Annotated in this window: 10 protein-coding genes; 7 read left to right on the top strand and 3 right to left on the bottom strand. The window is 60.6% G+C overall.

Annotated features, from left to right (window positions below; all coding sequences use genetic code 11):
- The first annotated feature begins 343 nt into the window (after window positions 1–343).
- The 5 genes from DXB98_RS07340 to DXB98_RS07320 all read left to right on the top strand — a co-directional run bounded on the left by DXB98_RS07340 (window position 344) and on the right by DXB98_RS07320 (window position 4,168).
- On the top strand, window positions 344–1,075 hold the full coding sequence (locus DXB98_RS07340) for an amino acid ABC transporter ATP-binding protein (protein WP_055251548.1): 732 nt from the start codon (window positions 344–346) through the stop codon (window positions 1,073–1,075).
- 8 nt (window positions 1,076–1,083) lie between these two features.
- Window positions 1,084–1,959 (top strand): transporter substrate-binding domain-containing protein, encoded by an 876-nt coding sequence (locus DXB98_RS07335; protein ID WP_117743674.1) that lies wholly within the window; start codon window positions 1,084–1,086, stop codon window positions 1,957–1,959.
- A 25-nt stretch (window positions 1,960–1,984) separates the two neighbouring features.
- Complete coding sequence (locus tag DXB98_RS07330) at window positions 1,985–2,731, top strand: amino acid ABC transporter permease (protein WP_117743673.1); 747 nt, start codon at window positions 1,985–1,987, stop codon at window positions 2,729–2,731.
- Between the two features lie 3 nt (window positions 2,732–2,734).
- On the top strand, window positions 2,735–3,373 hold the full coding sequence (locus DXB98_RS07325; protein ID WP_117743672.1) for an amino acid ABC transporter permease: 639 nt from the start codon (window positions 2,735–2,737) through the stop codon (window positions 3,371–3,373).
- Between the two features lie 171 nt (window positions 3,374–3,544).
- On the top strand, window positions 3,545–4,168 hold the full coding sequence (locus DXB98_RS07320) for an AAA family ATPase (protein ID WP_055251542.1): 624 nt from the start codon (window positions 3,545–3,547) through the stop codon (window positions 4,166–4,168).
- Window positions 4,169–4,219: 51 nt separating this feature from the next.
- Here the strand turns inward: DXB98_RS07320 and DXB98_RS07315 are convergent, their stop codons facing one another.
- Window positions 4,220–5,623 (bottom strand): helix-turn-helix transcriptional regulator, encoded by a 1,404-nt coding sequence (locus tag DXB98_RS07315; RefSeq protein WP_117743671.1) that lies wholly within the window; start codon window positions 5,621–5,623, stop codon window positions 4,220–4,222.
- 226 nt (window positions 5,624–5,849) lie between these two features.
- Between DXB98_RS07315 and DXB98_RS07310 the strand changes: the two genes are divergently transcribed.
- Both DXB98_RS07310 and DXB98_RS07305 read left to right on the top strand, forming a co-directional pair.
- Window positions 5,850–7,898 carry a hypothetical protein gene (locus DXB98_RS07310; RefSeq protein WP_117743670.1) on the top strand — a complete coding sequence of 683 codons (2,049 nt, stop codon included), beginning with the start codon at window positions 5,850–5,852 and terminating at the stop codon, window positions 7,896–7,898.
- 173 nt (window positions 7,899–8,071) lie between these two features.
- Window positions 8,072–14,671, top strand: a complete 6,600-nt coding sequence (locus DXB98_RS07305; protein ID WP_117743669.1) for a leucine-rich repeat protein — start codon at window positions 8,072–8,074, stop codon at window positions 14,669–14,671.
- 233 nt (window positions 14,672–14,904) lie between these two features.
- Here the strand turns inward: DXB98_RS07305 and gltA are convergent, their stop codons facing one another.
- Both gltA and DXB98_RS07295 read right to left on the bottom strand, forming a co-directional pair.
- On the bottom strand, window positions 14,905–16,314 hold the full coding sequence (gltA, locus tag DXB98_RS07300) for an NADPH-dependent glutamate synthase (protein ID WP_117734771.1): 1,410 nt from the start codon (window positions 16,312–16,314) through the stop codon (window positions 14,905–14,907).
- Window positions 16,305–17,144: a sulfide/dihydroorotate dehydrogenase-like FAD/NAD-binding protein gene (locus tag DXB98_RS07295; RefSeq protein WP_006235793.1), complete on the bottom strand. Its 840-nt coding sequence runs from the start codon at window positions 17,142–17,144 to the stop codon at window positions 16,305–16,307. The genes gltA and DXB98_RS07295 overlap by 10 nt, the downstream gene beginning before the upstream one ends.
- Window positions 17,145–17,269: the final 125 nt, after the last annotated feature.

Below are 17,269 nucleotides of genomic sequence, written 5' to 3'. Positions count from 1 at the left end.
CCCTAAGAGCAAACCACCCTTTTTAAGGGTGGTTCTGATTTCACGTCACCTTGCTCGCGTGTACGGGTTTTCGCTGACTTATGCTCAACAAGGGCGGTTGTATTATTTTCGGGTCTTGAGGGGCGTGGCCGTCATGGTCGCGCCCCTTTTTGGTGGGGCACCCATTGGGGACAGACTTAAATGAGTGCCCAATGAGCAGGTACTCATTTAAGTCTGTCCCCAATGGGTGCCAACGAGTGGGTGGAAGATTGCGGGTTCTTTACGGGGGTGCAGTGTGGGCTGCGGAAACGCGATTCTTTCCGTACAATGATGCAATTCGTGTAAACGCAGGGAAGGGGCATTCATGGCAGACATGATCGAGATCAAGCATCTCAACAAGTACTTTGGCGACCTGCATGTGCTCAAAGATATCAACCTCACCGTCAAGCGCGGCGAGAAGCTCGTAATGATCGGGCCTTCCGGTTCGGGCAAGTCGACGCTCATCCGTTGCGTCGACTATCTGGAGGAGCCCACATCGGGCGAGGTCATCATCGACGGTACGCCGCTCACCAAGAAGAATCACCTGGAGATGGCTCGCAAGTACAGCTCCATGGTGTTTCAGCAGTTCAACCTGTATCCCAACATGACGGTGCTCGGCAACCTGACGCTCGCGCCCATCAAGCTGCAAAAGAAGAGCAAGGAGGAGGCGACCGAGATCGCCATCGCCGCGCTCAAGCGCGTCGGCATGGCGCATAAGGCCGGCGAGTATCCGCAAAACCTCTCGGGCGGTCAGCAGCAGCGCATCGCCATCGCCCGTGCCCTGTGCACCAAGCAGCCCATCATCCTGTTTGACGAGCCGACCTCGGCGCTCGACCCCGAGATGGTGCAGGAGGTGCTCGACGTTATGATTGAGCTCGCGCAGGAGGACATCACCATGATCTGCGTGACGCATGAGATGGGCTTTGCGCGCCAGGTGGCCGACCGCGTCATCTTTATGGAGGACGGCCGCATCCTGGAGGAGGGCACGCCCGAGCACTTCTTCGATAACCCCGAGAACCCGCGCTGCCGCGAGTTCCTGTCCAAGATTCTGCATTAGGCGCGGTGATGGACATGACGGATATGACGAGGGCGGCCGTGTCGCGCCGTCACTTTTTGCAGCTGGCGGGCGCTGGCATGCTCGCGCTGACGGGGACCGCGCTCACCGGTTGCGGCAACTCCACCAGCGGCGAGGCCTCCGACAAGGGCTCCAAGCTTGCGGCCATCAAGTCGCGCGGTCATCTGAATGCCGGCGTTAAGAAGGACGTTCCCGGCTACGGCTATTACGACACCGCCAAGGGTCGCTTTGAGGGCATGGAAGTCGATTTGTGCTACCAGATTGCCGCCGCCGTCTTTGATGTGAGCTACAAGGAGGCCCGCGCCCAGGAGCTGGTCGAGTTTACCGACGTAACGCCCAAGACGCGCGGCCCGCTGATCGACAACGGCCAACTCGATGTGGTCGCGGCGACCTACACCATCACCGACGAGCGCAAGAAGAGCTGGGATTTCTCGACGCCGTATCGCACCGACTACGTGGGACTCATGGTCAAGAAGCGTTCGGGCTTTTCCTCGATTGAGGACCTGGACGGCAAGGTCATCGGCGTGAGCCAGGGTGCCACCACACAGGGCCTGATCGAGCAGATGATCAAGGATAACGGCTTTAGCTGCGAGCCCGAATTTAGGGCCTTTAGTGGCTATCCCATCATCAAGAGTTCGCTCGACGCCGGCAATATCGACGTCTTTGCCATGGACCGCTCCACGCTGGCCGGCTATATGAATGAGACCGTCGAGCTGCTGCAGCCCGAGGTCAAGTTTGGCGAGCAGGGCTACGGCGTGGCGACCAAGAAGGACTGCGACCTTTCGGCCGTGGTCGATCAGGTGGTTTGCGATCGCCTGGCCGACGGCTGGCTCGATCAAGAGGTCAAGACCTGGGGTCTTGTGTAGGCGCATCGTCCAAGGAAGGAATCAAATGCTCGAAGGATTGTTTGACGCCGACCGCTGGTCGACGACATTTCAAAACATGGGGCCCTTCTGGGAGGGCTTTGGCGTGACGCTGCAGGTGGTTGTTGCCGGTCTGCTGTTGTCGCTGGCGCTGGGCACGCTGCTGGGCGTGTTCTCGACCACCCGTTCGCGCGTGCTGCGTGCCATCAGCCGCGTGTACGTGGAGTTTTACCAGAACACTCCGCTGCCCGTGCAGGTACTCTTTATGTACATGGCCGGCCCGCAGTTTTTGCAGGCCATAACCGGCGCCGACCAGCCGGTGCGCATCGCGCCGTTTGTGCTGGGCTTTTTGGGCGTGGGCCTGTACCACGCGGCATACATCTCGGAGGTCATCCGTACCGGCATCGAGGCCGTTCCGCGCGGTCAGATGGAGGCGGCCCAGAGCCAGGGCTTCACCCGCGCGCAGGCTTACTGGTACATCGTGCTGCCCCAGACGTTCAAGATCATCCTGCCGCCGCTGTGTAATCAGGCGCTCAACCTGGTCAAGAACACGTCGGTGCTGGCGCTCGTAGCCGGCGGCGACCTTATGTACCGTTCCGACAACTTTGTGAGTCTGTACGGTTACCTGCAGGGATACATCGTCTGCTGCCTTATGTATTTCATCATCTGCTTTCCGCTCGCCATGCTGGTGCAGTGGCTCGAGCGCCGCTCCAAGGAGCGTCCGCGCGGTGTGAGCCTGGCCGAGCTGGGGCTCGACAACGTAGAGGAGGCCTAGCGCATGGAAATCTTCAACGCGACCAACCTGCTCTACATTTGGGGCGGCTTTGTTAAGACGATCGAGATCTCGGCGCTGTCGATCTTTTTCTCGCTCATCTTTGGCACGGTGCTGGCGCTCATCAAGAGCTATGCGCCCCGTCCGTTCCGTATTTTGGTGAGCGCCTACATTGAGCTGTTCCGCTGCACGCCGAACCTGCTATGGATCCTGTTTATCTACTTTACGGTGCAGGGTTTGGATATTGTGATCTCAACCATCGCCTTTACGCTGTTTACCAGCGCTGTTATGGCCGAGATTGTGCGCGGCGGCCTCAACTCGATTCCGCGCGGCCAGTTTGAGGCAGCGCAGAGCCAGGGCTTTGGCTTTTTTGCCACCATGCGCTACATCATTCTGCCGCAGACGTTTAAGACGATCATTCCGGCGCTGTTCAGCCAGTGCACGACCGTCATCAAGGACAGCTCGTATCTTTCGGGCATTAACGTGGCCGAGCTCATGTACACGGCAAACGTCGTGATGGCCCATGCGATCGACCTGTCGCAGGTGCTTATGCTCTACGGCCTGGTGTTTGCGATGTACTTTGTGCTCAACTTTGGTATTTCGCTGCTGGTGAGGGCATATCAGAGGCGAATGGTGGCCGCATAGTCCTGCTTCCCCAAGCACGGCACCTTGCCCCTCAATCGCCGCTTGCGTACATTTAGTACGCGGCGCTCCTCTTTCGGGGCAATCTGCCGCACTTGGGAAACCAGGACCGGCGTAAGTGACAAAATGGGAAACAGAGACTGCCTTTTTCTCATTTGTTAGAAAGGAATCGCGATGAGCGATCTGGAGAATAAGAAGAATCCTGTGGTCATTACCATCGCGCGCGACTTTGGCGCCGAGGGCCACGAGATTGGTCGCATGCTTGCCGACGAGTTGGGGATTCCGCTGTATGACAACGAACTGCTGGTGCGTGCGTCGCTGCGCGCGGGCGAGTCGCTCGATAAGATGGCCGCCTACGACGAGCGTCTGGCTGTGGAGAACATGGCGTTTCTGCCCGACCGTTACGATGCCCGTTCGTACTCGGACAAGTTGTTCCAAAAGATGAGCCAGGTGATTTTGGATCTGGGTGAGACCGAGAGCTGCATTATCGAAGGCCGTCTGTCCGATTACCTGCTGCGTAACAATCCCAATCACATTGCCGTGTTGGTGACCGCACCCTTTGAGGACCGCGTCGAGATCGTGCGCAAGAAGCGTGGCCTTAATAAAAAGAAGGGCGCCAAGCTGGTCAAGCAGCAGCAGAAGGCGCGCGAGGCGTTCTATAAGCGCTATAGCGCCGGAAAGTGGAAGATGACGAGCGGTAAAGACATCGTCGTCAATCGCGCCAAGCTGGGTCGCGAGGGCTGCAAAGACGTCATCGCGGCGGCCTACCGCTACAAAGTGGCCCAGCTCGAAGGCTAGCCGACCAAAACCACCACAAAGGGGACAGGCACCTTTGTGGTGGTTTTTGTTTTAGGCCGAGGGAAAGGCCTTGGTGAGACCGGCGCGCGTCTGCGTGTCGGTCTTTTGATAAATGGAGCTCAGGTGGCGCTGTACCATGCGCATCGAGATACCAAGCTCCTCGGCGACCTGTTTGAGCGGGCGCTCATCTTGGGTCACAGCCACCAGCACGTCAACTTCGCGTGGGGTGAGAGCGTGATCGGTGATGAAGACCTGACGCTGCTCCTCGATACTCGGTGCTGCCAGCGCCTCCTCGGCAAGCTGTTGATGTTCGCGCTCCTGCTCGGTTTGGGGCAGGCGGAATAGGCCCGCGGCAACGAATGCCGCGCAGGCGGCGACGAGAAGCACGACCGCGCCAATCATGATGAGGGCGACGTTGCCAGAGGTCGCAAGCGCAAGCGAGACGCCCGACGTGGTGAACGCGCACACGTTATTGGCTGCACGGCCCATGCCGGCCCAGAAGGCGGGCACGTGCATGTGCGGTGCCAGCTGAGTAAACGTGGCGGTAAAGAACGTGACAAAAAAGCCCGAGCTCAGGTAAAAGACAATGAGGCCCAGGTTGGGATCGGCTCCCGCTTCGACGGCTAAGACCGAAATGGTGGAGAGTACCGTGACGCCGAACATGACGAGCCCCATGTAGCGACGCTCGGCAAGATCAAAGATAAGACCGGCGGCAAGACCGCTGGCTGCCAAAAAGAGGCGCGGCCAGGTCTGCACGGCGATGGTGCCGTGGGCGTTGGAGAACGTGACCACGTTATCGAGAGTAGAGAACAGGCAGGCCAGAATCATGACGAGCGCGATGCTCCAACACGCCTGCTTGGCAAGGGCGTGCGATGGCTCAACAAGGGGATTGATGGCGGGGCTGGAGCTCTCAGCAGCCTTTTGGGGAACGACGCTGAGGGTGGAGATGGCGATCGTCGCTGTGCCAAGGACGATGAGCTCTGCGATGCCGCCGCAATTGAGCAGGTTGATGGCGAACTGCATCAGGATGCCCGCGGCATAGGCTGCTCCCGCACCGGTGGCGAGCTTGGGATCGTCTTGGAATGTCGTTGCGAAGGCATGGTGTGCCGCGCCACCCAGTAGGCCGAGTCCGAGGAATGCGAGGCATCCCAGAATCTCGAGCGCAAGCGGGCTCGTGGGGGACTGAATCTGAGTCAACCCCAAGATGGCGATGGGGACGGCGGCGCTGACAACTGCCCGAGGCCGGCCTTTGCGCTGTGCGAGCCCGAGCAGCGGCGCATATCCGATAAAGCCGAGCACGCTCGCACCTAGAATAAAGCCCTGTGCGAGCACAACACGCTCGGCACCGGCGAGCAGCCCGACATTAATGTCGAAGCGAAACTCGGCGGCAAGGAAGGCGAAGGTGAAGAGCGCGAGTGCCAGAAGCGCGTTGATTTTAGGCCTGCTCAGGTTCAAGGACGGTCCTTTGGGTGGACGAATAATCGTGTCCTCGATTGTAGCGTTCCCGGGACGAGTGTGGCGATGGCGAAATCATATTGACTTAAACCGCAGGTAGAGGCCTAGGTTCACATCTACGAACCTAGGCATACGGAGTCATTTGACACATCTTGGTGGTACAGAATCACCGCAAAGGGGACAGGCACCTTTGTGGTGGTATGCCCCTACGACCAAGGAGGCCGTTATGTACGGAAGCGACTTTGATAAGCAAGCTCAGCGTGAGCGCACCTGCTCGCTGGTTCATGGTACCTGGCGTTGTGTGGGTGCCAAAATAGCTTGCGCCGGCGCGTGCGCGCTTATGGTTGGCCAGCTGCTGCTGCCGAGCGTGGCGCTGGCGACGGAATGCGCCGATCCCGCCGCTGGGACGGATGAGGTTGCCGCGGCTCCGGTGACGCCGACGGTTGCGGGGGATACGGCGGCTTCGGCGCCGGTACCGGTGGCCCCGGCTGCGCCGATGGCTGACTCGGCTCCGGTGGCGCAATCCACGGCAGAACCTCAGCAGGCTCAGCAGGACGCACCGGCGGCAACGGTGAACGATGCGACATCCGCCGAACAAAACACTCCCAGCGACAACGCCGCCACGCCGGCAAACGATGCCATCATGCCCTGTGGCGTGACCGACGCCATCGAGAACCCGGGTGGCGTCAACTTCAACACGACCGTGGTCGATCATTATACGGACTGTGTGCTTCCGGGCAACATCGCGCTCGAAAAGGGCCAGTCGTATACCTATGATTTTCCCGATGTTGAGGGCGGCATGCCGGATGAGCCGCTCTGCGAACTTGTCGAAACCAAGTACTACCGGGTCAATGCTGTTTCGGGCACCCTGGCTGAAGTTCAGGACACATCTATGTCCGATGTGACGGCTCACTTTGAGCCTGTTGGCGATCACACGAGGCTGACGCTGACCTTTACGGGTGGCGCGGCGGGCGGCTCGTATCGACTCACGCGCAATGAGGTTCTTTATATTGGCGCGGCACTGACGTATACCGGAACTGACTATGAGGGCGGTGCCATCATTGTTGGGGATCCCGATGATATCTTCAACGCCTATCAGCCGGGCAGCTCGATTACCCTCAACGAAACCAGGGACGACTATTACCTCCGCTATGCCATCAATAGCGAAATTACGCTTGTTGCATCGGAAAACGAAGCCCTTCATAACTTGGACGTCAACGATGTGAAAACCGACTACGCGCCCGGCGAGGCGCCGCGCGCGACCGCGACGATCCCCACTGCCGATGCCGACAAGTACGAGATCGCCTACGAGTGCTGGGAGGAAATGGATGGCAGCGACCCTGCGGAGCTCACGCCCGTTGCCTTCTGGTATTCCGACCCTGCCAAGTATCCGACGGGCGCGAGGAGGATCGAACACTTCGAAGAGGGCAAGTTCTACATGTACTCCGTTGAGCTGAGGCTCAAGGGCGACAATACCGTGGCCGATGACTGCATGATGCACGTCAACGGTCATTGGGCGCACCACATCAAGACCGTCAACGGCGTCTTCGCGCCCGATGCTGACAATATGCTGTGCGAGCAGCCGATTGACGAATGGCGTGCCATCGACGTTATCGAGATCAACGGCGCCACGACCACCTTTAAGGCGGGCGATAAGCCGGTCTTTACGGCGAATGTTCCGACGGGCTCCAATTCCCTTCCTCAGTGTGAGTACTGGACGGGTAGCGACGGCAGTGAGGTGAATTCCGTTGAGTTTTGGGACCAGCACATCACCAATCACATCGACGCCTTTAAACCCGGCGTGACCTATCGCTACGGCATCTACCTCAAGCCCGCGCGCGGCTTCTACTTCACGCCCGACACCAAGCTGGTGATCAACGGCCAGGAGTGCGGCTACCAGATGGGCGAAGCGAGTGTAGTTGATCCCGAGAGCGGCTGGATCTACACCCTGTGGCTCAACACCGATTTGACCTTTACGCCTGAAGCCACGCCGGCTCCCGATCCGCAGCCTACGCCGGATCCCAAGCCGACACCGCAGCCTGAGGTTAAGCCTGAGGCTAAGCCCGAAGTGAAGCCCGAGACCAAACCAGCGGCTAAGCCGGTCACGACAACCACCACGACCAAGACGGTTGAGAAAACCACGCCGGCCAAGAAGCCCGATGCTGTCCTGGTCGCCACGGGAGACACCACCGCGATAACGGTCGCCGCCCTAGGCATCGCTGGCGCAACTGTTGCCGCTGCCGGTGTTGCTGCGACCAAGCGTCGCAAGCGTTAGGTTGCGCTCCGCCACGACGGATGAATAACCCCAACCACCACAAAGGTGCCTGTCCCCTTTGTGGTGGTTTGCGCAGGTAGAACGGTAGGTTCGTATATATGAACCTACCGTTCGCTTTGTTTTTGGACGACGATTACGCTGGATGACTTTTGGTTTTCAGGAAAGGAACGACCATGAGGTGGACCACTGTTCGAGCGCTTTGTTGCCGCCTGACCGTTGTCGCTGTGACCCTCACCATGGTGACGGGTTCGTTGCCCGCGGGCGCGTTTGCCGAGGCCCTCAACACCGACGGCACTTTTGTACAGACGGATAACGGCCAAGCAGGCGACGCTGCTTCCGCCGGCCCCATGCCCGATGTCGGCGCTGCCGACCCCACAGCGCTCGATGCCGGTGACACGCCTGCGCCCCCGGCCTCCGAGATTGCATCGGCGGCGGGCCTGACGGGCGCCGGGCAGACCGAGAGCACACCTGCGGGTACGCTCGCCACCGATCTCGTCGAGGGCAAGGAACTCGCCGAGCAGCAGAAGCAAGAGGAGACCGCCGAAGCCGAAGCAACCTGGAATGAGGGTCTTGGGCTCTGGATGACCTCGAAGGGCGCCACGGGCGTAAAGGGTGAAGACGATGATGGCTACGTGGCCGGCGAGCAGACTCCCGCGCAGTACTACTTCTCGATCGATAGCCTCACCAACGAAATTTCTATCGAGTATGGCGACGCGGGCATTACCACGTTGGAGGTGCCCTCGACCATCGACGGCAAGCATGTCGTAAGCCTTACGGGTATGGGAAACGCTGCGCTCACATCAATTACGTTTGCTCCCGATTCGCATATCCGCTCTGTGGGCGGTTTGGGCGGCAGCAGCATCAAGGAAATCACGCTGCCCGATTCGGTTGAGGAGTTGGGCTGGAATGCGTTTACCGGAAGCAAGACACTTCAGACGGTGACCTGGCCCAACAACGCGGCTTTTACCACGATTCCCGAGCAGGCCTTTGAGGGCTGCGAACAACTTGACGACAAGGTGGTGGCAACGCTGCCGCCTTCGGTTAAGACTATCGACTATCGTGCCTTCGCCAATTGCGGCGTGCCGCAGTTCTACGTATCGGGCGAGACGGAGCTCACTTTTACGCAGATCAACGTGCCGGGCACGGTGGAGCGGATTGAGCGCTATGCCTTTGACGGGTGCTCGCATGTGTCGTCGGTGACGATCGGCGACGGCGTCAAATATATCGGAGCGCATGCGTTTACTTACCTCGATCCCGCACTGGCCGGTAAGGAAATCGTTGTGCCCAAGAGCGTGCGGTCGATTGGTTTGGAGCCGTTTGACAATACGCGTATTACCAGCAGCGCCGGCAGCTCAACCACTAATCACAACGCGGTGGCGCTGCGCATCATGAATCCCGATGTCAAGCTCGAAGAGGCAGGCCTGTACACAAATAACGTGACGATCGACGGCGTCGATTACTCGATGCCTTTTAGCGAGGGCCAGACCATCTATGCCTATGCGACGGACTCGGCGGGCAACCCCTCGATGATTAAGAAAATTGCCGATGCCGTTGCCGATCGCATGGACTCGGCCGATCCTTCGCGTCCTGCCTACACTTTTGAGTGGATGGGCGAGGCTGCCCAGGTAACGGGAAAGCTTCCCCAGGGTGCGACGGCCATACTCATGCAGGCGGGACAGTCCACACCGTTAGCGGTTGGCGATGACGGTGCTTTTACGGTGGATGCCCTTTCCAAGATGGCGGCCACACTGCGCATATCGCTCGATGGTTGCTACGATATGGTGCTCGCTCGCCCGGGCGATCAAATGGCGGGCACGTGGGACGTCGGGGAGATCAATGCCGAGGACTTTACCAAGATTCCGGCCTCGCGCGCGATTGAGCTCAACGTGGGCTATCTTGAACCGATTGTGGGCCAGGATAAGACCGAACGCATTGAGCTCGATAGTCTCGATAACATCGATCTGACGGTGAAGAGCGGCGGCAAGACCCTCAAGCCGGCCAAGGGTGACAAGGAAAACGACTATCGCATCCAGGGCACGGTGCTCGTGGTGTCGCAGGCTATTGCCGACGCGGACCAGGATCTGGAGATAACGCTCGAGCCCAAAGACAGACTCAAGCTGGGTGGGGCGACGGCGACGGTGAAGCCTTCGGCTGGTAAGGTCGCTATCGACTTGAAGCCCTGGGGTACGGCGACGGTTACCACCAAGGGCGAGTATATGGGAGCCAACCGCGTGCTCGTGTTCCGCGCATCCGATGGCAAGCTGGTCGCCGACGGCGTCACCTATCTGACGGGCTATGAGGATGACGGCGCCACGCCCATCATGAAGGCCGAAACGCCGCGCCTTAAGGCCGGCTCCTATACGATCGTTGCCTTTAACAAGACGAGCTACGACATTCAGGCGAAGGACTACTCCACGTTTAGCCGCCTAGGGCTGACCGTGGGTGAGCATATCGCGCAAAAGCAGGTGAAGATTGAGGACGGCAAACAGCTCGACGTGACGCTCGACGTTCCCACGTTTGACGTGGAGACGTATCGTGCCGAGCGCGGGCTGACGGCGGGCTCGGTTATCGCTGATTCGTCCGCGGTCGTTGGCGTGGAGACCGAGCTACGCATTCATTACGAGCTCAAGAACAGCCAGGCTGCCAAGATTGAGATTCCGCTGGCAAAGGATGCCGTCGAGGATGTGTCCGCAGGCTCTCGCGAAGCCGGCGCCAGCTCCGATGCCGGGTGGGTTGGCACAACTTGGGAGGGCGACAACCTCGTTCTCGATATGAAGAAGGGCATGGGCGCCGATGTGTTTGTGCGCTTTAAGCCTAAGGCCGCGGGCATCTATGCCATCTCGCCGCTTATTACGCTGGGCGAGGTGACATTGCCGCTGGGAAGCACCACGCTCGAGGTTAGCGGATCGCGCATCGAGGTCGACAGCACCGACGTTCACAGCCTGCTGGGCAATGTGGCCTACGTTTATGCGGCGCCGCGCAAGAGCGTGCAGCTCACCGTGGGCACGGGCGCCTCGGCTGCAAAGTACACCGGCAAGACCAATAAACTCGGCCGTGCCAAGATTGAATACGACCTGCCGCAGGATACGCTTGCCGCCGAGCGCGTGACGCTCGAGGCGCGCGTGGGCTCGACCGACGTCGCCGCCGCTGCCGCAGAGGTGGCGGCTCGCAATTATGTGCGCTATGTTCCGGGCGCTTCGGTCTGGAACTTTGATGTGACGTATCGTGGCGGTACGCAAAGCCTGGTCAAGGACGGCAAGGACACCGGCAAGAGCCTGTGGACCTTCCATCATCTGCCGCAAAAGAAGAACGCCTACTGGACGTTCGATATCACGCTCGAGGTGGGAAACGAAGAGGCCGCCGACACGCTCGACCTGTACGTGGACTGCGTGGATGGCAAGACGGTGACGATTCCTCTGACTCAAAAGTCGCGCGAGGGCACCCGTGTACGCTATGTGGCGGAGTATGTGGACGAGGGCTACCTTAAACTGCTCGACGAGTTTAACAAGGCGAATGACTCGACCTATGTGAACTGCGGAAACTTTGAGCAGATCTTTATGCCGCAGACCTACCGCATCTCCAATGCTCAGCTTATGACCATGCTGAGTTTTGATGCCAACGCTTCGGCCAAAAAGCATTCCGCCGCGGCCGAGGAGCGCCAGCAGGAGTTCTCGAATGCCGTGCAGCAGTGGCACGAGTATATGATGGATAACTCGTTTAATGATGTCGACGAGGCCTTTAACGACGCGATTGACCAGATGGTCGCCGATGCGTTTGCCGAGGAAGACAAGGACGGTAAAGAGGACGAAGCCCAAGGTGGAACTGCTCGCAAGGCCCGCCGTGCCCCTGCCACCAGCGACGGCGAGGGTGATGATGCTGGCAACGACGAGGCCGCGCAGTTTGCGGCCGAGCTCAAGGCTGCGGTTGGCGGCTCGTCGGCGCTGCTGACCAAGCAGGGCGACAGCTATGGCGTCAACGTGGACAAGATGATCTTTGAGGATGCTTACGGCACCAGCGAGGATTGGTATCAGGAACTCGCGGCGGCCCAGGGCGCGAACGCTGCGGATGCGGCCGCCATCAAGGAGCTCGTCGACCATGCGTCGCGAGCGGAGTTTATTGCCCAGCAGGCCGAGGATCTGGTAGGCCAGTCGATGGGTATCGGCCAGCTCAACCAATACGGAAGCTGGAATGACGCAACCGCTGCGGCGCTCAACAAGTGTGCGGGCATTAAGGCCAGCGAGTACAACGGGCAGTCGACGAGCGGGTTTAACGATTTGGGCCAGGCGCTCGGCAGCTCGCTGAGCTACAAGGCGGCTGATGACGATACCGTCAAGGGCTTTAAGGTCGCCGCGCCCGATGGCGAGCAGACGGCCTATATAGAGTCGGAATTTATCGAGAACTCCAATAACAACAAGAACCAGGCGCTTCTGTTTAACTCGATTGCCATGCAGTGCGACATTCTGGACAACCTGTACGACAACTGGAATGTGGTCCATAGCCTCAACAACTCCAAGGTGCGCGGATGGCTCATGGCCTGGAAGCTCAACGGCGACGTGAGCGCCCATATGAAGCTCATCCGCACGATCCGTTCGCTCAAGAGCTATAAGATCGAGTGCGAGATGTTCGGACGGGTCTTTAAGACCGATGCGTGGAAGGCGGCCGGCCAGGCGTTTCCCGCGGCGACCCAGGGCATCGGCATCTTTACCGGCATTTACGGCGTGAACGATGCCAGCAAGAACTGGGAGAACGTGAACGTCCGTATGCAGAAGGTGAAGGGCGAGCGCGAGGGCTATGAGCTTCAGCATACGCGCTTGCTTGCCAAGCCCGAGAAGACCGAGGACGACTGGAAGTGCATTTACGCGCTGCGTGACGCCATGGAGAAGGCGCGTGCGTTTGAGGATCTGCTGTATCGCCAGCTCTGCCACGACAGCACCGATGTGGCAGTGGGCTCCATTATGACAATCGCCGGCGTGCTGACGGCCGGTTCGGCGGGTACCGTGGTGGGCGCTGCCTATGATGCGGCTTCGACGAGTGTGGGCTCGGAGCGCGCGATTAAGTTAACCAATGCCGAGTGCGCCTACGATGTCGCCTGTGAGCGGGTGGAGCGCGCGTGCCAGAATCGTATTACGGTCAACTGGGGTGAGCTGACCGATGCCGAGGTCTATAACGCCAACAAGGACGGCTTGATCTCGGACGAGAAGATGCAGTCGATCTTTGAGGCACGTTACCGCCATGTGGCCGCCAAGGCCGCACCTGATCCTGCGGGCGTGGTGTATGAGGGCCTGCTGTCCAATACGGTCGAGGGTGCAACGGTTGAGCTGTGGAGCGCCGACGATGCCGCCGGCACCAATGCCACGCGTTGGGATGCCGAGGAGTATGAGCAGGACAATCCGCTTGCAACGGGTGCGGACGGTGCGTACAACTGGAATACGCCGACCGGCTGGTATCAGGTGCGCGTGACCAAGGACGGGTATGAGGAGGCGTGCTCCGCCTGGCTGCGCGTGCCGCCGATTCAGACTGAGGTGAACATTGGTTTGGTGTCGACGGCGGCGCCCGAGGTGGCTTCGGCCCATGCCTATACCGATTGCATCGATGTTGAGTTTGCGCAGTATATGGACGCGAGTGACGATGCTCTGGCCGCGCTGAATGCGCAGGGCTTGGGCGATGTGACGTACAGCTGGCTCGATAAGCAGGATGACCCCGATGGCAAGCCGCTGTCGCGCGTGCTGCGTATTCGCTATGCCGATGCGCGTGAGGCAGGCTCGACGGTGGCGTTTGAGCTTGATGGCGCTCGGAACTATGCGGGCACGGCCATGTCGCGCTGGGCAAGCGGGGAGCTTGCCGTGGGCGTTCGTGCCGACAAGCTCAAGCTCAACGTGGAACAAGCTGTGACCATGCTTGAGGGCGGCGACTTTGAGCTAGTGGCACATGTGACCGATAAGGCGGGCAAGCCGTTTGCGGGCGCCAAGGTTAGTGTTGGGCTGGAGTCCTCGGCTATCTGCTCTGTCGATGCCGCCCAGGCCGTGACGGGCGAGGACGGCGCGGCGACGTTTGTGCTGCATGGTGCTCTGCCCGGTTTGACGACGTTGACGGCGGCGGTGGATGGCACGGCGCTGTCCAAGCAGGTTGACGTGCGCGTGTCTGCCGAGGCCGTGCGACCGGCGCGACCGGCGGCGACGATTGGTGCGACGACGTTTGGCTCGTGGTCGCCCAAGGAGAATTACATTACGGTGCCCAAGGGCACGAAGCTGGAGCTTTCGGCGGAGGATGGCGCGACCATTTGGTACACCACCAACGACACCTGCCCCTGCCGTGACGAAGGCCGCGTAAAGTACACCGAGCCTATTGCGCTCGATAGCAACATGTATGTGCGCATTGCGGCACAACGCCCCGGCATGTCGTACAGCGAGTATTCGGAGCGCTTGAACATTACGATTACGGTGACCGATGAGGCGGTGCCTGAGCCCAAGCCGGAGCCCGGGCCGGAGCCCGAGCCCAAACCGGAACCCAAGCCGACGCCTGGCGGTGGCGAGCAGGGTGGCGGTGCGGATGGCTCTGGCGGTACCGGGGCTCCTGCGGGTGGTTCGACTTCGACGACGACCACAGTGACGACGGACAAGTCCAAGGGTAAGGGCGAAAACGGCAAGAAATCCGGCGCCACGGAGCTTGCCAGCACGGGTGACTCCGCCGCGATGACGGTCGCCGCCCTGGGCATCGCCGGCGCAACCGTTGCCGCCGCCGGCGTCGCCGTGACCAAGCGACGCAAGCGCTAGGTTTTGGTGGCGGCGCCCATTCCCGGCTTTTACAAAATCTCAATCTGTAACACCAAGCCAGATATTTGGACTCAAGGTGTTACAGATTGAGACGAAACGACCAGGCGAGTTCAAAACCACCACAAAGGTGCCTGTCCCCTTTGTGGTGGTTTGGACGGCCGGCATAGAAAAAGTCCCCGCCGGGCGTGTGCTCGACGGGGACTTTGCCGTTTCATGGCTAGCGCTGTAGGTGATTACTCGCCCAGCAGGCTCTTGGTGATGGAAGCGGCGGCCTTCTTGCCGGCGCCCATCGCCAGAATGACCGTAGCGGCACCGGTGACGATGTCGCCGCCGGCCCAAATGCGGGGATCGGTGGTCTGGCCGGTCTCCTCGTCAGCGACGATGTAGCCCCACTTGTTGAGCTCCATCTTGCCGCCGATCTTGGCAGCGAAGGGGTTGGCGTTGGTGCCGATAGCCGAGATCGCGACGTCGCAGGGGATCTCCTCGATGGCACCCTCGATGGCAACCGGACGACGGCGGCCGGACTCGTCGGGCTCGCCGAGCTCCATCTTCTGGACCTTGACGGCGCACACGGAGCCGTCCTCGCCAGCGACAAACTCGAGCGGGGAAACGAGCGGCAGAACCTCGACGCCCTCGGCCTTAGCATGGTGCAGCTCGGCGCGACGGCAGGGCATCTCATCCTCGGTACGGCGGTAGGCGATGATGGCGTGCTCGGCGCCCAGGCGCTTGGCGGTACGGACGGCGTCCATAGCCACGTTGCCGCCACCAAAGACGACGACGTTCTTGCCGTGCTTGGTGGGGGTGTCGTACTCGGGGAACTTGTTGGCCTTCATCAGGTTCACGCGGGTGAGGTACTCGTTAGCGAAGAAGACGTTGGGCAGGTTCTCGCCGGGGACGTTGAGGAACTTGGGCAGGCCTGCGCCGGTCGCCACGTAGATGGCGTCGAAGCCCTGCTCGAACAGCTCCTCGGCCGTGGCCATGTTGCCCACGACGGAGTTGTACTCAAACTTAACGCCCATGTCCTCCAGGCCGTCAATTTCGCGCTTGACGACTGCCTTGGGCAGACGGAACTCGGGGATGCCGTAGACCAGCACGCCGCCGCCGGTGAAGAAAGCCTCGAAGACGGTGACGTCAAAGCCGTTGCGGGCGAGCTCGCCGGCGCAGGTGATGCCGGACGGGCCGGAGCCGACGACGGCGACCTTCTTGCCGTTCTTGGGGGCCATCTTGGGCGTGGAGGCGAGCTCGGGGCGGTCACCCAGGAAGCGCTCGAGCTGACCGATGGCCACGGGCTCGGACTTCTTACCACGGATGCACTTGCCCTCGCACTGGTTCTCCTGCGGGCAGACGCGGCCGCAGATGGCGGGAAGCATGGAGTCCTCGCGGATGGTATCGAGGGCGCCGCCGAAGTCCTTCTCGCGGATCTGCTCGATAAAGCGGGGGATGTTGATGTTGACGGGGCAGCCCTCAACGCAGAACGGCTTCTTGCAGTTGAGGCAGCGCTCGGCCTCGGCCAGCGCCATCTCCTCGGTGAAGCCCTTGTCGACGGGGCGGAAGTCGCAGGCGCGCTCGGCAGCCGGCTCCTCGTTATCGGGGGTGCGGGGCGACTTCATATCGGCAACGAAACGACCGTTAACTAGTGGCATGCGCAGCTCTTTTCCTCATAGGCCTTGAGGGACTCGCCCTCTTCGGAACGGTAAGCGGCCTGGCGGGCACGAAGGTCATCCCAGTCGACCAGGGTGGCATCGAAGTCGGGGCCGTCGACGCAAGCGAACTTGGTCACGCCGCCCACCTCGACGCGGCAGCAGCCGCACATACCGGTGCCGTCAACCATGATGGGGTTGAGCGACGCGGTGATGGGGGTGTCGTACTTCTGGGCGGTGAGGGTCGAGAACTTCATCATCGGAACGGGGCCGACGCAGAAGACCTGGCTCACGGCCTTGTCCTGCAGCAGGCGCTCCAGCGGAGCGGTGACAACGCCCTGCTCGCCATAGGAGCCGTCGTCGGTGGTGATGTGGATGTGGTCCTCGTCGAGGAGCTCGCGGAACTGGTCCTCCATGAGCAGGAGGTCCTTGGTGCGGGCGCCCATGATGGCGTGCACCTCGTGACCGGTCTCGACCAGGTGCTTGGCGACCGGGAAGGCAATTGCTAGGCCGACGCCGCCGCCAATGACGGCGCAGGGGCCCTCGGCCATCTCGGTGGGAACGCCCAGCGGGCCCACGACGTCGCGCAGCGACTCGCCGGCCTCGTAGGTGGAAAGCATCTCGGTGGTCTTGCCGATCACCATGAAGATGAACTCGACCCAGCCCTCGTCACCGTTCCAGCCGGCCAGGGTGAACGGGACGCGCTCGCCCGTCTCGTTGGCGCGAACCATGAGGAACTGTCCAGCATGCGCATGCTTGGCGATTGCGGGCGCCTCGATGCGGAACTTGAACACCTTCTCCGAGAACTGCGTCTTCTCCAGGATCTTATACATAGAACCCCTCTCTTGTTAGGGCGACCGAACCGTGCCTCCACGGAAATGGACGGCAGCCCGATTAGAACCGTACGCGCACAGGCGTTGTGCAGACATACGGTGCAAATTATACCCTCATGGGCATG

Origin of the sequence: Collinsella sp. OM07-12 (genome assembly GCF_003438275.1) — a bacterium.
Classification (GTDB): domain Bacteria; phylum Actinomycetota; class Coriobacteriia; order Coriobacteriales; family Coriobacteriaceae; genus Collinsella.
Note: the sequence above shows the minus strand (reverse complement) of the source record. Positions and strands in the feature narration are given on the sequence as shown.